The sequence below is a fragment of the Streptomyces sp. NPDC048291 genome, assembly GCF_043201715.1.
GTDB lineage: Bacteria > Actinomycetota > Actinomycetes > Streptomycetales > Streptomycetaceae > Streptomyces.
Map to the genome: position 1 here is coordinate 95,486 of NZ_JBICZC010000012.1, position 18,187 is coordinate 113,672.

The 18,187-nt window shown below is 72.6% G+C and carries 14 protein-coding genes; 8 read left to right on the top strand and 6 right to left on the bottom strand.

From position 1 onward, the window contains the following. Positions 1 to 37 precede the first annotated feature (37 nt). The gene (locus ACGF5O_RS31120; RefSeq protein ID WP_393813205.1) at positions 38 to 379 is read left to right on the top strand and encodes an ArsR/SmtB family transcription factor; all 342 of its coding nucleotides are present in this window, start codon (positions 38 to 40) and stop codon (positions 377 to 379) included. Between the two features lie 6 nt (positions 380 to 385). Continuing rightward, positions 386 to 916, top strand: coding sequence for an SRPBCC family protein (locus tag ACGF5O_RS31125; protein WP_393813206.1), 531 nt, complete (start codon positions 386 to 388; stop codon positions 914 to 916). Between the two features lie 4 nt (positions 917 to 920). Here the strand turns inward: ACGF5O_RS31125 and ACGF5O_RS31130 are convergent, their stop codons facing one another. The 5 genes from ACGF5O_RS31130 to ACGF5O_RS31150 all read right to left on the bottom strand — a co-directional run bounded on the left by ACGF5O_RS31130 (position 921) and on the right by ACGF5O_RS31150 (position 7,998). Then, complete coding sequence (locus ACGF5O_RS31130) at positions 921 to 3,746, bottom strand: NHLP bacteriocin export ABC transporter permease/ATPase subunit (RefSeq protein ID WP_393813207.1); 2,826 nt, start codon at positions 3,744 to 3,746, stop codon at positions 921 to 923. A 1-nt stretch (position 3,747) separates the two neighbouring features. Next, on the bottom strand, positions 3,748 to 5,970 hold the full coding sequence (locus tag ACGF5O_RS31135) for an NHLP family bacteriocin export ABC transporter peptidase/permease/ATPase subunit (protein WP_393813208.1): 2,223 nt from the start codon (positions 5,968 to 5,970) through the stop codon (positions 3,748 to 3,750). After that, a complete protein-coding gene (locus ACGF5O_RS31140; protein WP_393813209.1) occupies positions 5,967 to 6,773 on the bottom strand; it encodes an HlyD family efflux transporter periplasmic adaptor subunit in 807 nt (268 codons plus the stop codon). Before ACGF5O_RS31140 ends, ACGF5O_RS31135 begins: the two co-directional genes overlap by 4 nt. A gap of 100 nt (positions 6,774 to 6,873) precedes the next feature. Further along, the gene (locus tag ACGF5O_RS31145; RefSeq protein ID WP_362595420.1) at positions 6,874 to 7,089 is read right to left on the bottom strand and encodes a type A2 lantipeptide; all 216 of its coding nucleotides are present in this window, start codon (positions 7,087 to 7,089) and stop codon (positions 6,874 to 6,876) included. Between the two features lie 495 nt (positions 7,090 to 7,584). Further along, a complete protein-coding gene (locus ACGF5O_RS31150) occupies positions 7,585 to 7,998 on the bottom strand; it encodes a PaaI family thioesterase (RefSeq protein ID WP_393813210.1) in 414 nt (137 codons plus the stop codon). Positions 7,999 to 8,205: 207 nt separating this feature from the next. Between ACGF5O_RS31150 and ACGF5O_RS31155 the strand changes: the two genes are divergently transcribed. Next, positions 8,206 to 9,621: a S1 family peptidase gene (locus tag ACGF5O_RS31155; protein WP_393813211.1), complete on the top strand. Its 1,416-nt coding sequence runs from the start codon at positions 8,206 to 8,208 to the stop codon at positions 9,619 to 9,621. Positions 9,622 to 9,716: 95 nt separating this feature from the next. On the opposite strand, the gene ACGF5O_RS31160 is transcribed toward ACGF5O_RS31155, so the two are convergent. Then, on the bottom strand, positions 9,717 to 11,876 hold the full coding sequence (locus tag ACGF5O_RS31160) for a SpoIIE family protein phosphatase (protein ID WP_393813492.1): 2,160 nt from the start codon (positions 11,874 to 11,876) through the stop codon (positions 9,717 to 9,719). A 426-nt stretch (positions 11,877 to 12,302) separates the two neighbouring features. Here ACGF5O_RS31160 and ACGF5O_RS31165 point away from each other — a divergent pair, with 426 nt between their 5' ends. The 5 genes from ACGF5O_RS31165 to rfbD all read left to right on the top strand — a co-directional run bounded on the left by ACGF5O_RS31165 (position 12,303) and on the right by rfbD (position 18,168). Then, a complete protein-coding gene (locus ACGF5O_RS31165; RefSeq protein ID WP_393813212.1) occupies positions 12,303 to 14,750 on the top strand; it encodes a SpoIIE family protein phosphatase in 2,448 nt (815 codons plus the stop codon). A gap of 60 nt (positions 14,751 to 14,810) precedes the next feature. After that, on the top strand, positions 14,811 to 15,086 hold the full coding sequence (locus ACGF5O_RS31170) for a hypothetical protein (protein WP_393813213.1): 276 nt from the start codon (positions 14,811 to 14,813) through the stop codon (positions 15,084 to 15,086). Between the two features lie 138 nt (positions 15,087 to 15,224). Then, entirely contained in the window at positions 15,225 to 16,292 is a 1,068-nt protein-coding gene (locus tag ACGF5O_RS31175) for a glucose-1-phosphate thymidylyltransferase (RefSeq protein WP_393813214.1), read from the top strand. Then, positions 16,289 to 17,287 carry a dTDP-glucose 4,6-dehydratase gene (rfbB, locus tag ACGF5O_RS31180; protein WP_393813215.1) on the top strand — a complete coding sequence of 333 codons (999 nt, stop codon included), beginning with the start codon at positions 16,289 to 16,291 and terminating at the stop codon, positions 17,285 to 17,287. Before ACGF5O_RS31175 ends, rfbB begins: the two co-directional genes overlap by 4 nt. Further along, positions 17,287 to 18,168: a dTDP-4-dehydrorhamnose reductase gene (gene rfbD / locus ACGF5O_RS31185; RefSeq protein WP_393813216.1), complete on the top strand. Its 882-nt coding sequence runs from the start codon at positions 17,287 to 17,289 to the stop codon at positions 18,166 to 18,168. Before rfbB ends, rfbD begins: the two co-directional genes overlap by 1 nt. Positions 18,169 to 18,187: the final 19 nt, after the last annotated feature.

Here is an 18,187-nt window from a genome sequence, read left to right on the forward strand (position 1 = left end):
CTTGACGGGAATATAATCGACCGGGCATATTGGGTTCATGCCCGCCGACACCCTCTGGACCGCTCTCGCCGACCCCCATCGAAGGGCCATAGTCGGCCTCCTCCTCACCCGCCCACGCCCCGTCGGCGAGATCGTGGACGCATGCGGCCTCAGCCAGCCGAGCACCTCCAAGCACCTCAAGGTGCTGCGCGAGGCCGGCCTGGTCCGGGTACGGCAGGACGCCCAGCGCCGCGTCTACGCCCTCGACCCGGCCCCGATCGCCGAGCTCGACGCCTGGCTGGCCCCCTACCGCCGGCTGTGGAACCGCAGCCTGGACACCCTGGGGCGCCGCCTCGACGAGACGACGGACGACCCGAGAGAACCCTCCGCGAAGGACTGATCCACCATGCCCGCCGAACTCACCGGCACCTATGTCACCCTCGACGACGGCCGCCCCGCCGTCCGGTTCAGCCGCGTCTACGGCCACCCCGTCGACCGCGTCTGGCACTTCGTCACCGACCCCGACGAACTCGCCGGGTGGTTCCCCTCCCGCGCCGAGTTCGACCTGCGCCCCGGCGGCGCCGTCACGTTCACCGGCGACCCGAACATGCCCGAGTCGCACGGCACCGTGCTCGCCGTCGACCCGCCCCGGAACCTGACCTTCGACTGGGGCGGCGACGAGATCCGCTTCGACCTGGAGGACGCCGGACCCGACGGGACCCGCTTCACCCTCACCCACGTCCTGGGCGAGGAGAACACCGCCGCCCGCAACAGCGCCGGCTGGGAGGTCTGCCTCGCCGCCCTCGACGCCAAGGCCCGGGGCGAGCGCTTCCAGGGCCCGCACGCCGGCGTCACCGCGCCCTGGAAGGAGTACTACCAGGGCTGTCTCGACGCAGGCCTGCCCTCCGGCGCTCCCGTCCCCGGCCTGGACGCCTGACCGGTCAGGCCAGCTGCCGCCGCACCAGCTCGTGCAGCCGGCCGCCCGTGTCGGCGAGCAGCTGGGCCGGCGGGCCCTGCTGGGCGACCTTGCCGTCCTCCATCACGATCACCCGGTCGGCGTCCAGGACCGTGGACAGCCGGTGCGCGATCACGATCCGGGTGGCGTTGAGCTTGCGGGTGCTCTCGATGACCGTGCGCTGGGTGTCGTTGTCCAGGGCGCTGGTCGCCTCGTCGAAGAAGAGGATGCGGGGGCGCCGGATCAGCGCCTGGGCGATCATCAGCCGCTGCCGCTGGCCGCCCGAGATCGCGCCGCTCCCGGCGACGATCGTGTGCAGCCCCATCGGCATCCGCTTGATGTCCTCCGCCAGACCCGCCATCTCGGCCGCCGCCATCGCCTCCTCGGGGGTGTACGGCTCGGTCCCGCAGATGACGTCCAGGATCGAACCGGTGAAGGGCTGCGCGTGCTGGAGCACCACCCCGCACTGGCGCCGGACCGCCGACTGGTCGAGGGCGCCCAGGTCCTGGCCGTCGTACAGCACGCTCCCCGAGACCGGCTTGTCGAAGCCGATCAGCAGCCGCAGCAGCGTCGACTTGCCGCAGCCGCTGGGGCCGACGACCGCGACGAACTCGCCCGGGCGGACGGCGAAGGAGACGTCGTCCAGGACCAGCGGACCGTCGTCGGTGTACCGGAAGGAGAGGCGGCGGGCCTCGACGGCGCCGGACAGCGGGCCGGGCCGGGTGCTGGCGGTGCGGACCTCGGGGGCGGCCTCCAGGACCGGCTTGATCTCCTCGAAGAGCGGGAGCGCGGCCACCGCCGACACGAACGAGCCGGTCAGCTGGGTGACCGCGGTGAGCAGCATCGTCACCGACGTGTTGAAGGTGAGGAAGGCCGCCGCGTCCATCGCGCCCCGCGCCGGGCCCGCGAGCAGCATGAACATCAGCAGGGTGCAGACCGGCAGATAGACCGAGCCGAGGACCGTGGTGAGGTTCTTGATCCGGCCCACCTTCTGCTGGAGTTCCCGGCTGCGCGCGAACTCGCCCGCCCAGGCCGCGTACGCGTAGTTCTCGGCCGCCGCCACCCGCAGCTTCGGCAGGCCCCGCAGGGTCTGGAAGGCCTGGTTGTTCAGCTTGTTGCCGAGCACCACCAGCTTGCGCTGCCAGCGCACCTGCCACAGCCCGAGCCCCAGGAACAGACCGGCGATGACGACGAGCATGGCAAGGGCGGCCAGCGCCATCGGCACGCTGTACCAGAACAGCAGGCCCAGGTTCATCGCCCCGACGGTCACCGACTGGGCGACCACCGGGCCGACCCCCGCCAGCAGCCGGCGCATCGCGCTGACGCCCATCGCCGCGCTGGCCAGCTCACCGGTCGAGCGCTGGGTGAAGAACTTCGTCGGCAGCCTCAGCAGCCGGTCCCAGACGGCCGGTTGCAGGGTCGCCTCGATCCGCCCCTCCAGACGGAGGATGGTCATGTTCTCCAGGAGTGTGAACGCGGCCGACACGACGGCGCTGACGATCACCGCCAGGCAGACCTGCACGATCAGGCTCGTCTGGGCCTTCGGCACGTACTCGCCGAGCACCTTGCCGGTGGCGATCGGAACGAGCGAGCCGATCGCCACCGTGACCAGCCCGGCGAGCAGCAGACCGCCGAGGTCGCCGCGGGTGCCGCGCAGGCTGAACCGGAGCAGGCCGAGCGGGGTGAGCGCCTTGTCGGGCAGCGGGCGGTAGAACATCACCGCGCGCGGCTCGAACTCCGCCGCGTTCGCCTTCTCGACCGGGGTCTCCCGGCCGGTCGCCGGATGGACGGCCACATAGCCGCCGCGCCGCCACAGCAGCGCGACCGGCGCCCCGGACAGGGCGCGGTGTCCGACCAGCGGGCCGACGTTGTCCCGCCACCAGCGGCCGTCGAGGCGTACCGCCCGGGTACGGACCCGGGAGGCGAGGGCCACCCGTTCGACCGGGTCGATGCGGTCACTCCCGGCTGGTCCCGTGCCGCTCTGCGCGGGCTCCGCGAGGGTGATGCCGGCGGCCTCGGCGACCAGCCTGCACGCCGCGTAGGAGGCGTCGGCGTCGGCGGCCGTGGTGCGCTTGGCCGCCTTGCCGATCGAGGCGAGCAGCGTGCGGTCGGCCTGGGCGCGGACCGCCTCACCGGCCTTGATACCGGCCGCCGTACGCGTCTCGTGGGTGCGCTCCAGCTGCTCGATCCACCGGTCCAGCGTGGTCAGCAGCCGGTACTGCTGGTCGACCATGCTCTGCCACAGCGCGGGGTCCATCAGCAGGTCGGCCGCCGCCTCCGCGCCGTACAGCGAGCCGTACTGCACGCTGCCCGGCGGCACCTGCATCCAGAAGACGTCGTCGTCGGTGGGGGCGGCGGCCCGCTCGCTGGCGGTCATCGGCGCCTGGAAGAGGATCGACAGACCGCGGCCGACGCCGAGCGCGAGGGCGTACTCCACGGGGCTGGTGGCCGGCGGCACGTACTGGGGGTTGCCGTACTCGTCGTAGGACCAGGTCTGGGTGTGGGAGGGCTGGTAGAGCTCGCGCAGGCCGATGCGGTGCACGACGCAGTCGCGCAACGGGCGGGCCACCAGGGTGTGCTGGGGACCCGTGACCGGACCGAGCAGCAGGGAACCGGCCTCCAGGCGGCCCAGGTGGTGCCAGTGGCCCTGCTGTTCGGCGTCCACCGCGAACAGGTCCAGCGCGCCGGACGCCACCAGCCACAGCGTCTGCGGGCCTTCGAGGTCGAGGCGGGTGTGGCCGGTGCAGTCGATCCGGGCGCCCAGCGAGCCGAACGCGCCGAGTACGAGGTCGCCTTGGTCCACGGTCGTCATCTCATCGCTCCCTGACCAGCGCGGCGTACGCCCCGCCGTGTGCCACCAGCTCGTCGTGCCGCCCGCGCTCCACGATCGTGCCGTGCTGGAGCACGACGATCTCGTCGCTGTCGCGGACCGTGCTGAGCCGGTGCGCGATCACGACGCAGGCGCAGCCGCGGCGGCGCAGGTTGTCCATGACGAGCAGCTCGGTCTCGGCGTCCAGGGCGCTGGTCACCTCGTCGAGCACGAGGATGCTCGGCCGCCGCACCAGCGCCCGGGCGATTTCGAGGCGTTGGCGCTGGCCGCCGGAGAAGTTGCGGCCGTCCTGCTCGACCCTGCTGTGGATGCCGCCGGGCCGGCGCGCCACCACGTCGTACAGCGCCGCGTCGCGCAGCGCCTCCGCCACGGCCTCGTCCGGGATGGACGGGTCCCACAGCGCCACGTTGTCGCGGACCGAGCCCTCGAAGAGGAAGACGTCCTGGTCGACGAAGGAGACGGAGGCGGCGAGCGCGCCGCGCGGGATGTCCTCCAGGCGCTGCCCGTCGATGCGGATCACGCCCTCCCACGGGGCGTACAGGCCCGAGATCAGCCGGGAGACGGTGGACTTGCCGCTGCCCGAGCCGCCCACCAGGGCGACCTGGCGGCCGGGGCCGACGGTCAGGTCGAAGCCGGTGAGCAGGGGCTTGTCCAGCGGGCTGTAGCCGAAGCTGATGTTCTCCAGCTCGACATGGCCCTGCAGCCGCCGGGTGGAGTCGCCGGCGCCGGGGCGGGCGTAGACCGGGTCCGCCTGGAAGTTCTCCACGTCCTTGAGCCGGGCCACGTCGGCCGCGAAGTCCTGGATGCGGCCCGCGACGCCGTTGAGCCGGGTCAGCGGGGCGGTGAAGCGGGTGACCAGGGACTGGAAGGCGACCAGGAGGCCGACGGAGATGCCGCCCTCGACCGCCCGCATCCCGCCGATCCACAGGATCAGCGCGCTGTTGACGGTGGCCAGCGTCGGGGCCACCACGCCGAGCCAGGCGCTCGGCACCCCGAGCCGCTGCTGCTCCTCCAGGGTGCTCGCGTGCTGCCCCGCCCACCTGCGGAAGTAGCCGTCCTCGCCGCCGGTCGCCTTCATCGTCTCGATCAGCTGGAGGCCGGTGTAGGAGGTGTTGGTGAGCCGGGCGGTGTCCGCGCGCAGCTTCGCGGTCCGGGTCGCGCGCAGCCGTACGACGAGCCGCATCGCCACGATGTTCAGCAGGGCCACGCCGATGCCGAGGAAGGTGAGCTGGACGTCGTAGGTGTAGAGCAGCACGGCGTACAGGACGACGACCACCGCGTCCACGCCGGCCGCGGCGAGGTCGCGGGCCAGGGTCTCGGCGACCTGGTCGTTGGACTGCAGGCGCTGCACCAGGTCGGCCGGGCTGCGCTGGGAGAAGAAGGTGACCGGCAGGCGCAGCAGGTGGCGCAGGAAGCGGGCGCTGGTCAGGGTGGAGGAGACGATCCGGCCGTGCAGCAGGTTCGCCTGCTGCAACCAGGTCAGCACCAGGGTGAGCAGGACGCAGCTGCCCATCGCGGCGAACAGCACGGTGAGCAGCGAGGTCTGGCCGCCGATGAGGAACAGGTCGATGTACTGGCGGCTGAGCGCGGGCACCGCCGCACCCACGACCACCAGGAGCAGGCTGGCCAGGACGGCGGCCGGCATGGTGCCGGCGGTGCCGCGCAGCCGGGCCGGCATCGCGCCGAGGACGCCCGGCCGGCGCCCGCCCCGCTCGAAGCCGTCGCCCGGTTCCAGGACCAGCACGACACCGGTGAAGCTGCCGTCGAACTCCTCCATGGGCACGAACCGGCGGCCCTTGGCGGGGTCGTTGATGTAGATGCCCCGGCGGCCGAAGCGGCGGCCCATGCCGTCGTAGACGACGTAGTGGTTGAACTCCCAGAACAGGATCGCCGGCCCCTGCACGTCGGCGAGGGCGGCCAGGTCCATCTGCATGCCCTTGGCGGTGAGGCCGTAACTGCGGGCCGCCTTCAGCAGGTTGCTGGCGCGCGAGCCGTCACGGGAGACGCCGCAGGCGATGCGCAGCTCCTCCAGCGGGACATGGCGGCCGTAGTGGCCGAGGACCATGGAGAGGGAGGCGGCGCCGCACTCGACGGCCTCCATCTGGAGCACGGTGGGGGTACGGACCATCCGGCCGCGGCCCTTGGGGACCGGTCGTTTGGGCGGCGCGGCGCGCCGGCGGGCGCGGGTCTCCTGGGCGGTGGTCACGGGAGCAGCCAATCGACGGGGCGCTGGTCGGCCAGCCGGATCGAGCCCGAGGCCAGGGTCATGGAGTCGAGCCGGAACGGCGGCCCGTCGGCCGAGGACCACTTGTAGCCGCTCTTCGTCTTCCGCGACGGGTCCAGCCGGACCAGTACGGCCACCGGACGGCCCTTCTTCGTGAACTGGTCGCCGAGCTGGCTGTCGCCGAGGAACGCCGCGATCGACTGCGCCGACTGGGCGGCGCGGTCCACCGACTTCACGTGGCCGCGCAGCACGCCGTACTCCTGCGTCGACACCGACGACACGGTCAGGTCGACGGGGGCGTTCGCGGGGATGGACGAGGCGTTCTCGGCGGGGACGTACACCGTGGCGTACAGCGGGTCCGAGGTGTGGGCGACCTTCTCCACGGCGGCGACGTTCGTGCCGGTCTGGATGATCTGCCCGATGGTCGCGGCGAGCGCGCTTATCCGGCCCGCGGCGACCGTGCGCACGATCGAGTCGCCCTGGCTCGTGTGCACCTTCAGGACGGGGGAGTTCGCCGGCAGCCGTTCGCCCTGCTCGGCGAGGACGGCGGTGACCTGCCCGGCGACCGGGCTCTGCAGGATGTAGCTGCCTTGCCCGTGGGTGAGGATGGCCTGCGCGCTCACCGTGGAGGCGACCGAACCGGTCACCGCCCACACCGAGGCCGCCGCCATCACGACGACCGAGACGGACAGCGCGAGCCAGCCCTGCGGACGGGCGAAACGCACCGGGAGGTCGAGCTCCTCCGGTGACTGGAGCTTGGCGAGGGCCTGCTGGCGGAACTGCACGGAACTTCCCTCACCTAGGGGAGAGACACGGGTGTTTCAGAACGCCCGAGAGCCCCGGGGCCGGGAACCGGCTCCGGGACTCAGCGGCAACGAGGTGCGGTCAGATACCGGCGACCAGGTTGGTGACCGGCTGGGTGTTCAGGCCGGTGACACCCTCGACGGTGCCGACAACCGTGTTGACCAGGCCGGAAACCGGGGCGATGCCGTCCACCAGGCCGGTGACGGTGCCGAGGGCGTTCACGGAGAGGCCGCCGGAGACGTTGTCGAGCTCGGCGTCGGAGATCTCGACGGTCTCGACCTGGGGGGTGGAGTTCATGATGGAACTTCCCTTCATATGGATATTCACAAGGGGGAGAGCGGCCCCCCGACGCCCTTCAGGGACGAATCACGGCCCTGGGGGGGACGAGCGGACGGCCGCGACCGCGGGCGCCGGACGCCCGTTTCCGGAAGCCCTTGGCGGCTCCCGCGGTGCGATGGATCAAAGCACGCCCACGGTCCGCGCTTCCAATCAACCATGCGCCTCACCTGGGCACTTGAGTCCCAGAAGGGTTCAACCGTGCAGGCGCGCGCACCGCTTGTCGGCGACTCCTTCACAAGCCGCACGACTTCGCCCCGGTCGCACCGCTTGCCCGCCCGGCGGCGAATCCGGCACTCCGGGCCAAGGGCGCGGCAGGGGGCGTGCGGATGTGCAGATCCGCCGCTTCCCGTGACCCGCTTGGGTATTGGATGTGCAGATTCCCTGAAGCAAGGATTCCGGTCCGTGATCGCAACGGAACGTCATTGACCGGTTGCCGACCGTGTCGGTTCGGTGTCACCCCAGGAGCGCGTACACCGTGCTCGCCCGGGCCGCGAGCGCGCCCGACCTCTCGTCGCTCAAGGTGATGTCGGCGAACGCCATCCGGCGGCCCAGTTTGGTCAGCACCGCTTCGATCAGGACATCCGAACCGGTCACCGCGCGCTGGAACGAGGTCGACTGCTGCACCGTCGTCATCGGCACGAAGCCGCCCCGGGCCGCCGAGACCGCGATCACCGTCGCCGTGTCGGCCGCCGCCATCAGCGCCTGCCCCGACAGCCCGCCGCCCTCCCGGGACAGCCGGTCCGACCAGGGCAGACGCAGCACCGCCCGGTCCTCGCCCAGCGCCTCGACGGTCAGTCCCAGGTCGAGCACCCAGGGGGCGAAGTTGGCGGAGAGGATCTTGTCGGCTTCGGTGGTGGTCATCGTCATATGGGGGATTGTTCCCGGGCCGGCGGCCCGGCACGCGGACCCCTTCCCCCACGGGCGCGCCATGGCCGATTCAGCACCGGGTCAAGGAAGTTGGCAAACGGAATTGAACGCACCACGTGACCCGCCCGTACCTATGGCCATCCAGGCGCCGCTCACGAACGACTGCCCCGCAACGGCAGACACTCCGTCCCTTGGAGGTCGAGAAGTTTGAGTCACAAGCGAATTCCGAAGCGCAAGGCCGCTATCGCGGTGGGCGGTGTCGCGGCGCTCGGAGCCGCGGCGTTCCTGCTGCCGATGGCCAACGCGTCTCAGGACAACGCCTCCGGCGCCACGGCCACCGCTCCCAAGACGCTCAAGTCGGCGAACGACGCCTCCGACCTCTCCGCGCAGCTCCAGGAGCTGCTCGGCCAGGCCTTCGCCGGTTCGTACTACGACAGCGGCAAGCAGCAGCTCGTCGTCAACGTCATCAGCGGCGACAACAACATAGTCGTCCAGGCGGAGAAGGCCGGCGCGGTCGTCCGCCAGGTGCAGAACAGCAACTCCGAACTGGCTGCCGTCGCCCAGACCCTGAAGACCAAGGCGACCATCCCGGGCACCGCCTGGGCCGTCGACCCGAAGACCAACAAGGTCGTGGTCACCGCCGACTCCACCGTCACCGGCACCAAGTGGGACACGCTGCAGTCGACGGTCCAGGGCCTCGGCTCGAACATGGCGACCCTCAAGAAGTCGTCGGGCACCTTCAAGCCCCTCGTCTCCGGCGGCGACGCGATCTTCTCCCAGGTCGCCGACGGCACCGTCCGCTGCTCCCTCGGCTTCAACGTGACCGCCTCGGACGGCAGCCCCGCCTTCCTGACGGCCGGTCACTGCGGTGTCGCGGCCAAGGACTGGTCCGACTCCGAGACCGGCCAGCCCATCGCCACGGTCGACCAGGCGCAGTTCCCCGGCGCCGGTGACTTCTCGCTCGTCAAGTACAACGACGCCACCACCCAGGCGCCCAGCGAGGTCAACATAGGCAACGGCCAGACCGTCGCCATCAACCAGGCCGTCGACGCCACCGTCGGCGAGACCGTGTTCCGGATGGGCTCCACCACCGGCCTGCACGACGGCCAGGTCACCGGCCTCGACGCCACCGTGAACTTCCAGAGCGAGACCGACCCCAACGGCGTCGACACCGTCACCGGTCTCATCCAGACCAACGTCTGCGCCGAGGCCGGCGACAGCGGCGGCTCGCTGTTCACCCAGGACGGTGGCGCGGTCGGCATGACCTCCGGCGGCAGCGGCGACTGCACCTCCGGCGGCGAGACCTTCTTCCAGCCGGTGACCACCGCCCTGCAGGCGACCGGCGCCACCCTCGGCGACGCGGGCGCAGGTGCCGGCGGTGCCGCCACCGCCGACCCGTCCGCCTCCGCGGGTGACCAGACCGGCACCGGCGACCAGGCCGGCGGCGACCAGATCGGCGGCGCCGCCGACCCGTCCGCGACGGCTGCCGACCCGTCCGCGACGGCCGGTGACCAGACCGGTACCGGTGACCAGACCGGCACGGGCGACCAGTCCGGCACGGGAGACGGGACGGGCACCGGCGACCAGTCCGGGACCGGCACGGACACCTCGTCGTCCCACTGACCGACCCGGCGCACAGCCTGCCGGCGGCTTCCCGCCGACGGCGGACGGTCCGGCCCTCCGGCGGGAGGGCCGGACCGCGTCGTTCCCGGCGGAGGTCAGCCGCCGGTTTCGGCCCGCAGCAACAGCACCGCGACATCGTCGACACGCTCCTGCGCCGCCGCACTGTGCCGCACGAGCGTGTCGGCGAGCTTGTCCAGGGGCTGGTCGCCGTTCTCCGAGAGCAGTTCCCCCAGGCCGACCAGGGCGTCCTCGATGTCCACCCCGGGGGATTCGACCAGCCCGTCGGTGTAGAGGGCGAGCACCGAGCCCGGCGCGAGCGACACCTCGGTCGTCGGGTACGTCGCCTCCGAGTCGATGCCCAGCAACGGCCCACCGGCCAGGTCGAGGACCCGGACCCGCCCGTCCGGACGTCTCAGCAGGGGCGGCGGATGCCCGGCCCGGGCCATCACCGCACGACCGCGCCGCGGGTCCAGCCGCAGGTACAGACAGCTCGCGAACAGATCGGCCCCGGAGTCGATCAGCAGCCGGTTGGTGCTGCACATCACCTCCTCCGGCGCCTGCCCGACGCTCGTGAAGGCCCGTACGCCGGTACGGATCTGGCCCATCAGCCCGGCCGCGGTCACGTTGTGCCCCTGCACGTCCCCGATCACCGCCGCCGCCAGCGGCCGGGTGGGCACCAGGTCGTAGAAGTCGCCGCCGATCTCCATGCCGTGCATGGCCGGCAGATAGCGGGCGGCCGCCTCGATACCGGCCGGCGGGGCCAGCGAGCGCGGCAGCAGGGCCGCCTGCAGACCGTGTGCCAGCTGGTTCTTCGCGTCGTAGAGCAGGGCCCGCTCCAGCGCCTGCGCGATCAGTCCGCCGAGGCTGGTGAGCACGGCACGCTCGTCGGCCGGGAAGGCGTGCGGCTCGGCGTAGGCGAGGACGCAGGTGCCCACCGGCCGGCCGGACGCGATCAGCGGCAGGTACGCCCACGCGGCGAACCCGTCGGGGGTCCCGTTCCGGTCCGGGTACAGCCGCTCCAGCTGCTGTCTCGACTCGAAGAACGCCGGCACGCCGGTGTTCAGGACATGGGTGCCGGGCGTGCGTTCGGCCAGCGGAAGGCCGTCGAAGCACTCCACGAGCCGCGGATCCTCGTACCCGTGATGCCCCAGCACGTGCAGCCGGCCGCCCCGCGAGCCGAGGACCACCACGGCCTGGCTGCCGACGGACGGAGCGACCTCGTCCGCGACCAGCTGCACCACGTCCTGCACCCCGACGGCCTCCGTCAGCGCCCCGGCCAGGCTCAGCACCTGTGAGATGGTGACCAGCCGGTGCGCGGGCGCCGCGTCCGCGCGCGGTGCCGCCCCGACCATCTCGGCGACCGCCCGCGCCCGGCTGATCCGGGTGGTCAGCCCGGTCGTGCTCGGATACATCCGGAACGACAGCCAGTCGCCCGGCGGCTTCAGCGCCACGAACGACGTCACATGCTGGCTGAGCAGCGCCGCCCGGTAGCGGTCCTCGTACATCGGGTCGTTCAGCCACGGCACCGAGACCCACGGCTGGGTGCCGAGCAGATCGTCGACGTGCACACCGAGCAGCTCGGTCGCCGCCGCGTTGGCGAAGGCGACCCGGCCGTGCAGATCGAGCGAGGCGAGCCCGTACGGCAGCCGCCCCACCATCCGCGCCGCCTCCACCGTGCCCAGCGTGCCCGCCACCCCGGACGGCGGCGCCGCCAGCAGATCCGGCTCGGCGCGCAGCGCGCGGTTCTCCCGGGCGACCCGCGCCAGCCGCATCGCCAGCCGGTCGCACGCCGAGGTCAGCGACTCCCGCTCCCGGTCGGACAGCACCGTCGGATGGGCGCCGGGCCAGGTCACGTACACCGCCCCGTACAAGGTGTCCGCCGTCGCCACGGGCAGCGCGGCCAGCGCGAACGCGTACGGCAGCACCACCGCGATGCGCGGGTACCGGCGGGCCATGTCCTCCTCGCCGCCCACCCACACCAGCCGCCGTTCACGCGCCGCGTCCGCGACCGGGATCGGCGCGCTCAGCCCGACCCGCTCCCAGGGCGCCGCGAAGGCCCGGGGCAGCCCCGCCGTCACCGCCATCTCCAGGACCGGCTCGTCGGACGCGAGCAGATAGACCGCGCCGGAGTGCGCCTGGACCTCCTCCATCATCGAGGCCAGCGCCAGCGACAACAGCGGCCGGCCGGACGTCGAGGTGCTCCCGGCCGCCGGCACCTCGGTGTCCGGCTCCGCTCCCGCCGGAGGCGCCCCCATCCCGTCGGACACGCCCGACCACCTCCTCGTCCGGCCGCGTGTCGCGTCCTCGGGATCAAGGCTCCCCCCTGGCGGCGACCGGCGCACGGCGAGAGCGGCGCGGGCCCCGCACCGGCCCGGCCCGGCGTACCGCGTTCGCCCCGGCACATTCCCCGGCGGCCATCGCGCGCGGCGGGACGGGGGGACGGCGGGACGGGGGGACGGCGGGACAGCCGGATGTCGGCGCCGGCCCCCGGGCACCGCGCGCCGAGCCGTGGCGGACCGTCACCTCCGGCACGGGATCGCCGTGCGGAACGCGCGGGCCGGGACCTGTCCGGCGACATGTCCGGCGGGTATCGAACAAGCGGCCTGGCAAGCAGCCTCCCCGCCCTCCACGGAACGGTCACAGGGGCTGCGCAGACGCCTCATAAGCGCTGTAATGGCGGCGTGGTCAGTGAGGGTGCTGCGATACGCGGAACGAGAACGGATCGCGCCGAAATCGCCCTCGAAACGCTCACTGGCGATCCCGGCGCACCCGATCGGCTCCGCCGCGTGCTCGAACAGGCCCTGGTCTTCGCGGGCGCGGCCTTCGCCGGCGTGTACACACCCGGCGACGAAGGGACCGTGCTGCGCCTCACCGAGTCGGCGGGCCTGCCCCGCACCCTGTACGGGCTGCGCGACGCCTACCCGGCGATCGGGCGGTCCCCGGCGGCGGAGGCGTACGGCACCGGGCGGCCCGTCTGGCTCGGTCCCGACGAACTGGCCGACTGCCCGGAGGCACGGCGGACCCCGTCCCGGGAGTTCTGGCTCGCCGCCCTGCCCCTGCCCGGCGGCGCCGGGCTCCTCGTCACCGTCAGCGAGCGGGACGACGGGTTCGGCCCCGAGGACCGCGCCTGCCTGGCCCTGGTGGCCGCGGCGATCGCCCTGCCCGCCCCGCTGCCGCCCGCCGCGGAGACCGGCGAACTGCCCGCCGACGCCTTCAGCCTCGCCATGGACACCGGCCGGATCGCGGTCGGCGACGGCATCCTCGGACTCTTCCGGATGGGCCGCGACGAGTTCGACGGCAAGGTCGAGACGCTGCTCGGCCGCACCCTGCCGGAGGACCTGCCCGCCCTGATGTCCGTCGTCGAGGCCGACCACATGTCCATCGGCGACCGCGAGCTGGAGTTCCGGATCCTGCAGCCCTCCGGCCCGCCCAAGTGGCTGCGGCTGCGCGGCCGGCTGGTGCCCGGCGGTGAGGGACGCCCGGCCCGGCTGGCCGGCACCGTCGCCGACGCCTCCACGCTCCGCTCGGACGTCACCGACGTGACCCGCGTGCAGCAGCTCGCCGCCGCCCTGGCCACCGCCCGCACGGTCAAGGACGTCGGCCAGGCCGTCGTGAACGCCCTGCGCGAACCGCTCAAGGCCGACCGGATCGCCCTGGCCGAACTGGAGAACGAGCGCCTGGTCGTCACCGTCCTCGACCCGCCCGAGGCCGAGTCCTGGCCCGAGCTGTGGCGCACCGAGTGGCGCAGCGAGTGGCCCGACGCCCCGGTGCGGTCCATGCCCACCCTCGCCGCCGCCCTGCGCGAGGGCCGCGCCCAGATCTGGCCCGCCCGGGCCGCCCTGGAACCGGCCCTCGCCGAGGTCGGTCCCGGCGGCCTCGCCATCCTTCCGCTGCCCGCGGCGGGCCGGATGGCCGGTGCCTGCCTGATCGGCTGGGACGCCCCGCACGACTTCGGGCCCGACGAACGCGCCCTGCTCACCGCCTCCGCCGGCCTGGCGGGCGAGGCCCTGATGCGCGCCCACGCCTTCGACGCCGAGCACGAACTCGTCGGGATGCTCCAGCGCGCCCTGCTGCCGCGCCGGCTGCCCCGGCTGCCCGGCGCCGAGGCCGTCGCCCGCTACCTGCCCACCACCGAGGGCGGCCTGGAGGTCGGCGGCGACTGGTACGACGTGATCCCGCTGACCGACAACCACGTCGCCCTCGTCATCGGCGACGTCCAGGGCCACAACGCGAGCGCCGCCGCGCTCATGGGCCAGATGCGCACCGCGCTGCGCGCCTACGCCGCCGAGGGGCACACCCCCGACGTGGTCGTCTCGCACGCCAACCGGCTGCTCCTGGACATGGAGAGCGACCTCTTCGCCACCTGCTGCTACGTCGACGTCGACATGGAGGACGGCACCGCCTGGTGCGTGCGCGCCGGACACCTGCCGCCCGTGCTGCGGCAGCCGGACGGCACCGCGCGGATCGCCGAGACCGAGGGCGGCCCGCCGCTCGGCGTGCTCGGCCGGGCCGAGTTCCCGATGACCCAGCTCAGCCTCCGCCCCGGCACCCTGCTAGCGCTCACCACCGACGGCCTGGTCGAGTCCCCCGACGCCGACATCGACGAGGGCATGGAGCGCTTCGCCCGTGACCTCGCCGGCTGCGACCCGGCCCACCTCGGCCTGGTCGCCGACGCGCTGCTCGGCAACGCCCCCCGCGCCGACGACGTCGCCCTGCTGCTGATGCGCTACGACGGCATGGCCGTGCGCCCGCTGCGGGAGAGCTGGACGGTGTGGCGGGTGCCCGAGGCGGCCCGGCACGCCCGCCGCTTCAGCCGGCGCACCCTGCGCTCGTGGGGCGTGACCGACCAGGCCATGGACGCGGCCCTGCTGGTCGTCTCCGAACTCGTCACCAACGCCCTCATCCACACCGACGGACCCGTCCGGCTCGACCTGACCCTGGTCGAACACCGGCTGCGGATCGCCGTCGCGGACGCCTCGCCGCGCAGCCCGGTGAAACCCACCAACATCGGCTGGGAGGCCACCGGCGGGCGCGGCATCCTCCTGGTGGAGGCGGTGTCCACCGCCTGGGGGACCGTGCCGGCCAGCGGCGGCAAGCAGGTGTGGGCGGAACTCGTCCTGGAGGACTGACCCCGGCGGCCACGGGTTCTCGACAGGCGGCGCGGCCCGACCCTCCTTAGTGTCCATGACGTGGCACACACCTTCGAAGAACTCGTGGCGAAGCACCGCGCGGCCGACGCGGCCCACGAGAAGGTCCTGGAACTGCGGGACACCTACGGGCCACCGGCCCGGCAGCAGCCGGGCGGCGCCCAGTCGGAGACCTACGAGACCGCCCTGCGGGCCTGGCGGGACCTGGCCCGGGACGAACTGACCGCGGTGAACGAGTACGCCCGCGACGAGGGCAGGGCCAGGGCCGAGATCGAGGCGGCCGTGGAACGCGCGGCGGCCCGGCCGGAGCGCCCCTGACCAGCGGACAAACCGGGCGGGATGCCGTTACGGGGCACCTCGTGGTCACATGGTGTCCGCACCGAGGCCATACTGTCGTAACCAGTCAGGAAAACAGAAGAACGTCTCAATCAGATGTTCACCTATAAGGTGTAGCGAATGAAGGCTTTGGTGCTCTCCGGCGGTGCCGGAACCCGGCTGCGGCCGATCACCCACACATCGGCGAAGCAGCTCGTGCCGGTGGCGAACAAACCCGTGCTCTTCTACGGGCTCGAATCCCTTGCCGCCGCGGGCGTCACCGAGGTCGGGATGATCGTCGGCGACACCGCCGCCGAGATCGAGGAGGCGGTAGGCGACGGGTCGAAGTTCGGCCTGGACGTCACCTACATCCCCCAGGACCAGCCGCTGGGCCTGGCCCACGCGGTGCTGATCGCCCGCGAGTTCCTCGGCGACGACGACTTCGTCATGTACCTGGGCGACAACTTCATCGTCGGCGGCATCAGCGGACTGGTCGACGAGTTCCGGGAGACCCGCCCCGACGCCCAGATCCTCCTCACCCACGTGCCCAACCCGCGCGCCTTCGGCGTCGCCGAGCTGGACGCCGACGGCCAGGTGGTCGGCCTGGAGGAGAAGCCGCAGGAGCCCAAGAGCGACCTCGCCCTGGTCGGCGTCTACCTGTTCACGCCCGCCATCCACGACGCCGTGCGCGCCATCAAGCCGTCCTGGCGCGGCGAGCTGGAGATCACCCACGCCATCCAGCACCTCATCGACCAGCGCGCCGACGTGCGCTCCACGGTGATCAAGGGCTACTGGAAGGACACCGGCAACGTCGTCGACATGCTGGAGGTCAACCGGACCGTCCTGGAGTCCCAGGAGCCGCGGATCGACGGCGAGGTCGACGAGGCCAGCCAGATCGTGGGCCGCGTGGTCGTCGAGGCCGGCGCGCGCGTCACCAACTCCCGGATCGTCGGTCCGGCCGTGATCGGCGCCGGGACCGTCGTCGGCGACTCCTACGTGGGCCCCTTCACGTCGGTCGCCGAGAACTGCCGGATCACCGAGAGTGAGCTGGAGTTCTCCATAGTGCTGCGGGACTCCTCCATCGACGGGGTGGGCAGGATCGAGTCCTCGCTGATCGGCCGGCACGTCGAGGTCACCCCGGCACCCGGCACCCCCAGCGCCCACCGCCTCGTTCTCGGAGACCACAGCAAGGTGCAGATCCGTTCATGAATCTCCTCGTCACCGGCGCGGCCGGCTTCATCGGCTCCACGTACGTTCGCGGCCTGCTCGCCGACAGCGCCCCCGACGCGCCGCACATCACCGTGCTGGACAAGCTCACCTACGCGGGCACCCTGACGAACCTGCCCGAGTCGCACCCCCGGCTGACCTTCGTCCAGGGCGACATCTGCGACGCCGAGCTGGTCGACCAGCTCATGGCCGAGGCCGACCAGGTCGTGCACTTCGCCGCCGAGTCGCACGTCGACCGCTCCATCGACGGCGCCGGCGCGTTCGTCCGCACCAACGTCGTCGGCACCCAGACCCTCCTGGACGCGGCCCTGCGCCACAACGTCGGCCCGTTCGTGCACGTCTCCACCGACGAGGTCTACGGCTCCATCGAGACCGGCTCCTGGCCCGAGAGCCACCCGCTCCAGCCGAACTCGCCGTACTCCGCCTCCAAGGCCTCCTCGGACCTGCTGGCGCTGGCCTTCCACCGCACCCACGGCATGGACGTCCGCGTCACCCGCTGCTCCAACAACTACGGGCCGCACCAGTTCCCCGAGAAGGTCATCCCGCTCTTCGTGAGCAACCTCCTCGACGGCAAGAACGTCCCGCTGTACGGCGACGGCAGCAACGTCCGCGACTGGCTGCACGTCGAGGACCACTGCCAGGGCATCGACCTGGTCCGCACCGGCGGCCGGGCCGGCGAGGTCTACAACATCGGCGGCGGCACCGAGCTCAGCAACAAGGAGCTCACCGGGCTGCTCCTCGAAGCCTGCGGCGCCGACTGGGAGCGCGTGGACCGGGTCGCCGACCGCAAGGGCCACGACCAGCGCTACTCCGTCGACTGGAGCAAGATCCACGACGAGCTGGGCTACACCCCCAAGCACGACTTCACCTCCGGCCTCGCCGACACCGTCGCCTGGTACCGCGACAACCGGGACTGGTGGGAGCCGCTCAAGGAGCGGGCCGCCCTGGAGTCCCGCAAGGAGCAGGAGAAGTACTGATGAAGTGGCTCGTCGCCGGAGCGGGCGGCATGCTCGGCCACGACGTGGTCGAGGAACTCGCCCGCCGGGGTGAGGAGGCCGTGGCCCTCGGCCGCGCCGACCTCGACCTCACCAGCGCCGACTCGGTGGACTCGGCGCTCGCCGCGCACCGGCCCGGCCTCGTGGTCAACTGCGCCGCCTACACGGCAGTCGACGACGCCGAGACCGACGAGGAGCGCGCCCTGCTGATCAACGGCGAGGGCCCGCGCCTGCTGGCCCGCGCCGCCGCCCGGCACGGCGCCCGCCTCGTCCACGTCTCGACGGACTACGTCTTCGACGGCGAGGCCCGCACCGCCCCGTACCCCGAGGACCACCCGACGGCCCCGCGCACCGCCTACGGGCGGACCAAGCTCGCGGGCGAGCAGGCCGTCCTCGCGGAACTCCCGGGCGCGAGCGCGGTCGTCCGCACCGCCTGGCTGTACGGCACGCACGGCAAGAATTTCGTGCGCACGATGATCGAGCTTGAGGCCCGCCGGGACACCCTCGACGTCGTCGACGACCAGCGCGGCCAGCCCACCTGGAGCGCCGACCTGGCCGCCCGGATCGCCGACCTCGGCCCCCGCCTCGGCCGGGACGAGCGCGCGCACGGTGTCTTCCACGGCACCAACTCCGGCGCGGCCACCTGGTGCGAGCTGGCCCGGGAGGTGTTCCGCCTGCTCGGCGCCGACCCCGAGCGGGTCCGCCCCACCACCAGCGAGGCGTTCGTCCGCCCGGCACCCCGCCCCGCCTACAGCGCCCTCGGGCACGACCGGTGGGCCGAGGTCGGTCTGGAACCGCTGCGGGACTGGCGGCAGGCCCTCGCGGAGGGGCTCCCGCTCATCCGCAAGGAGCTGTCGGCGTAGGGCGTAAGGCACTTAGCAG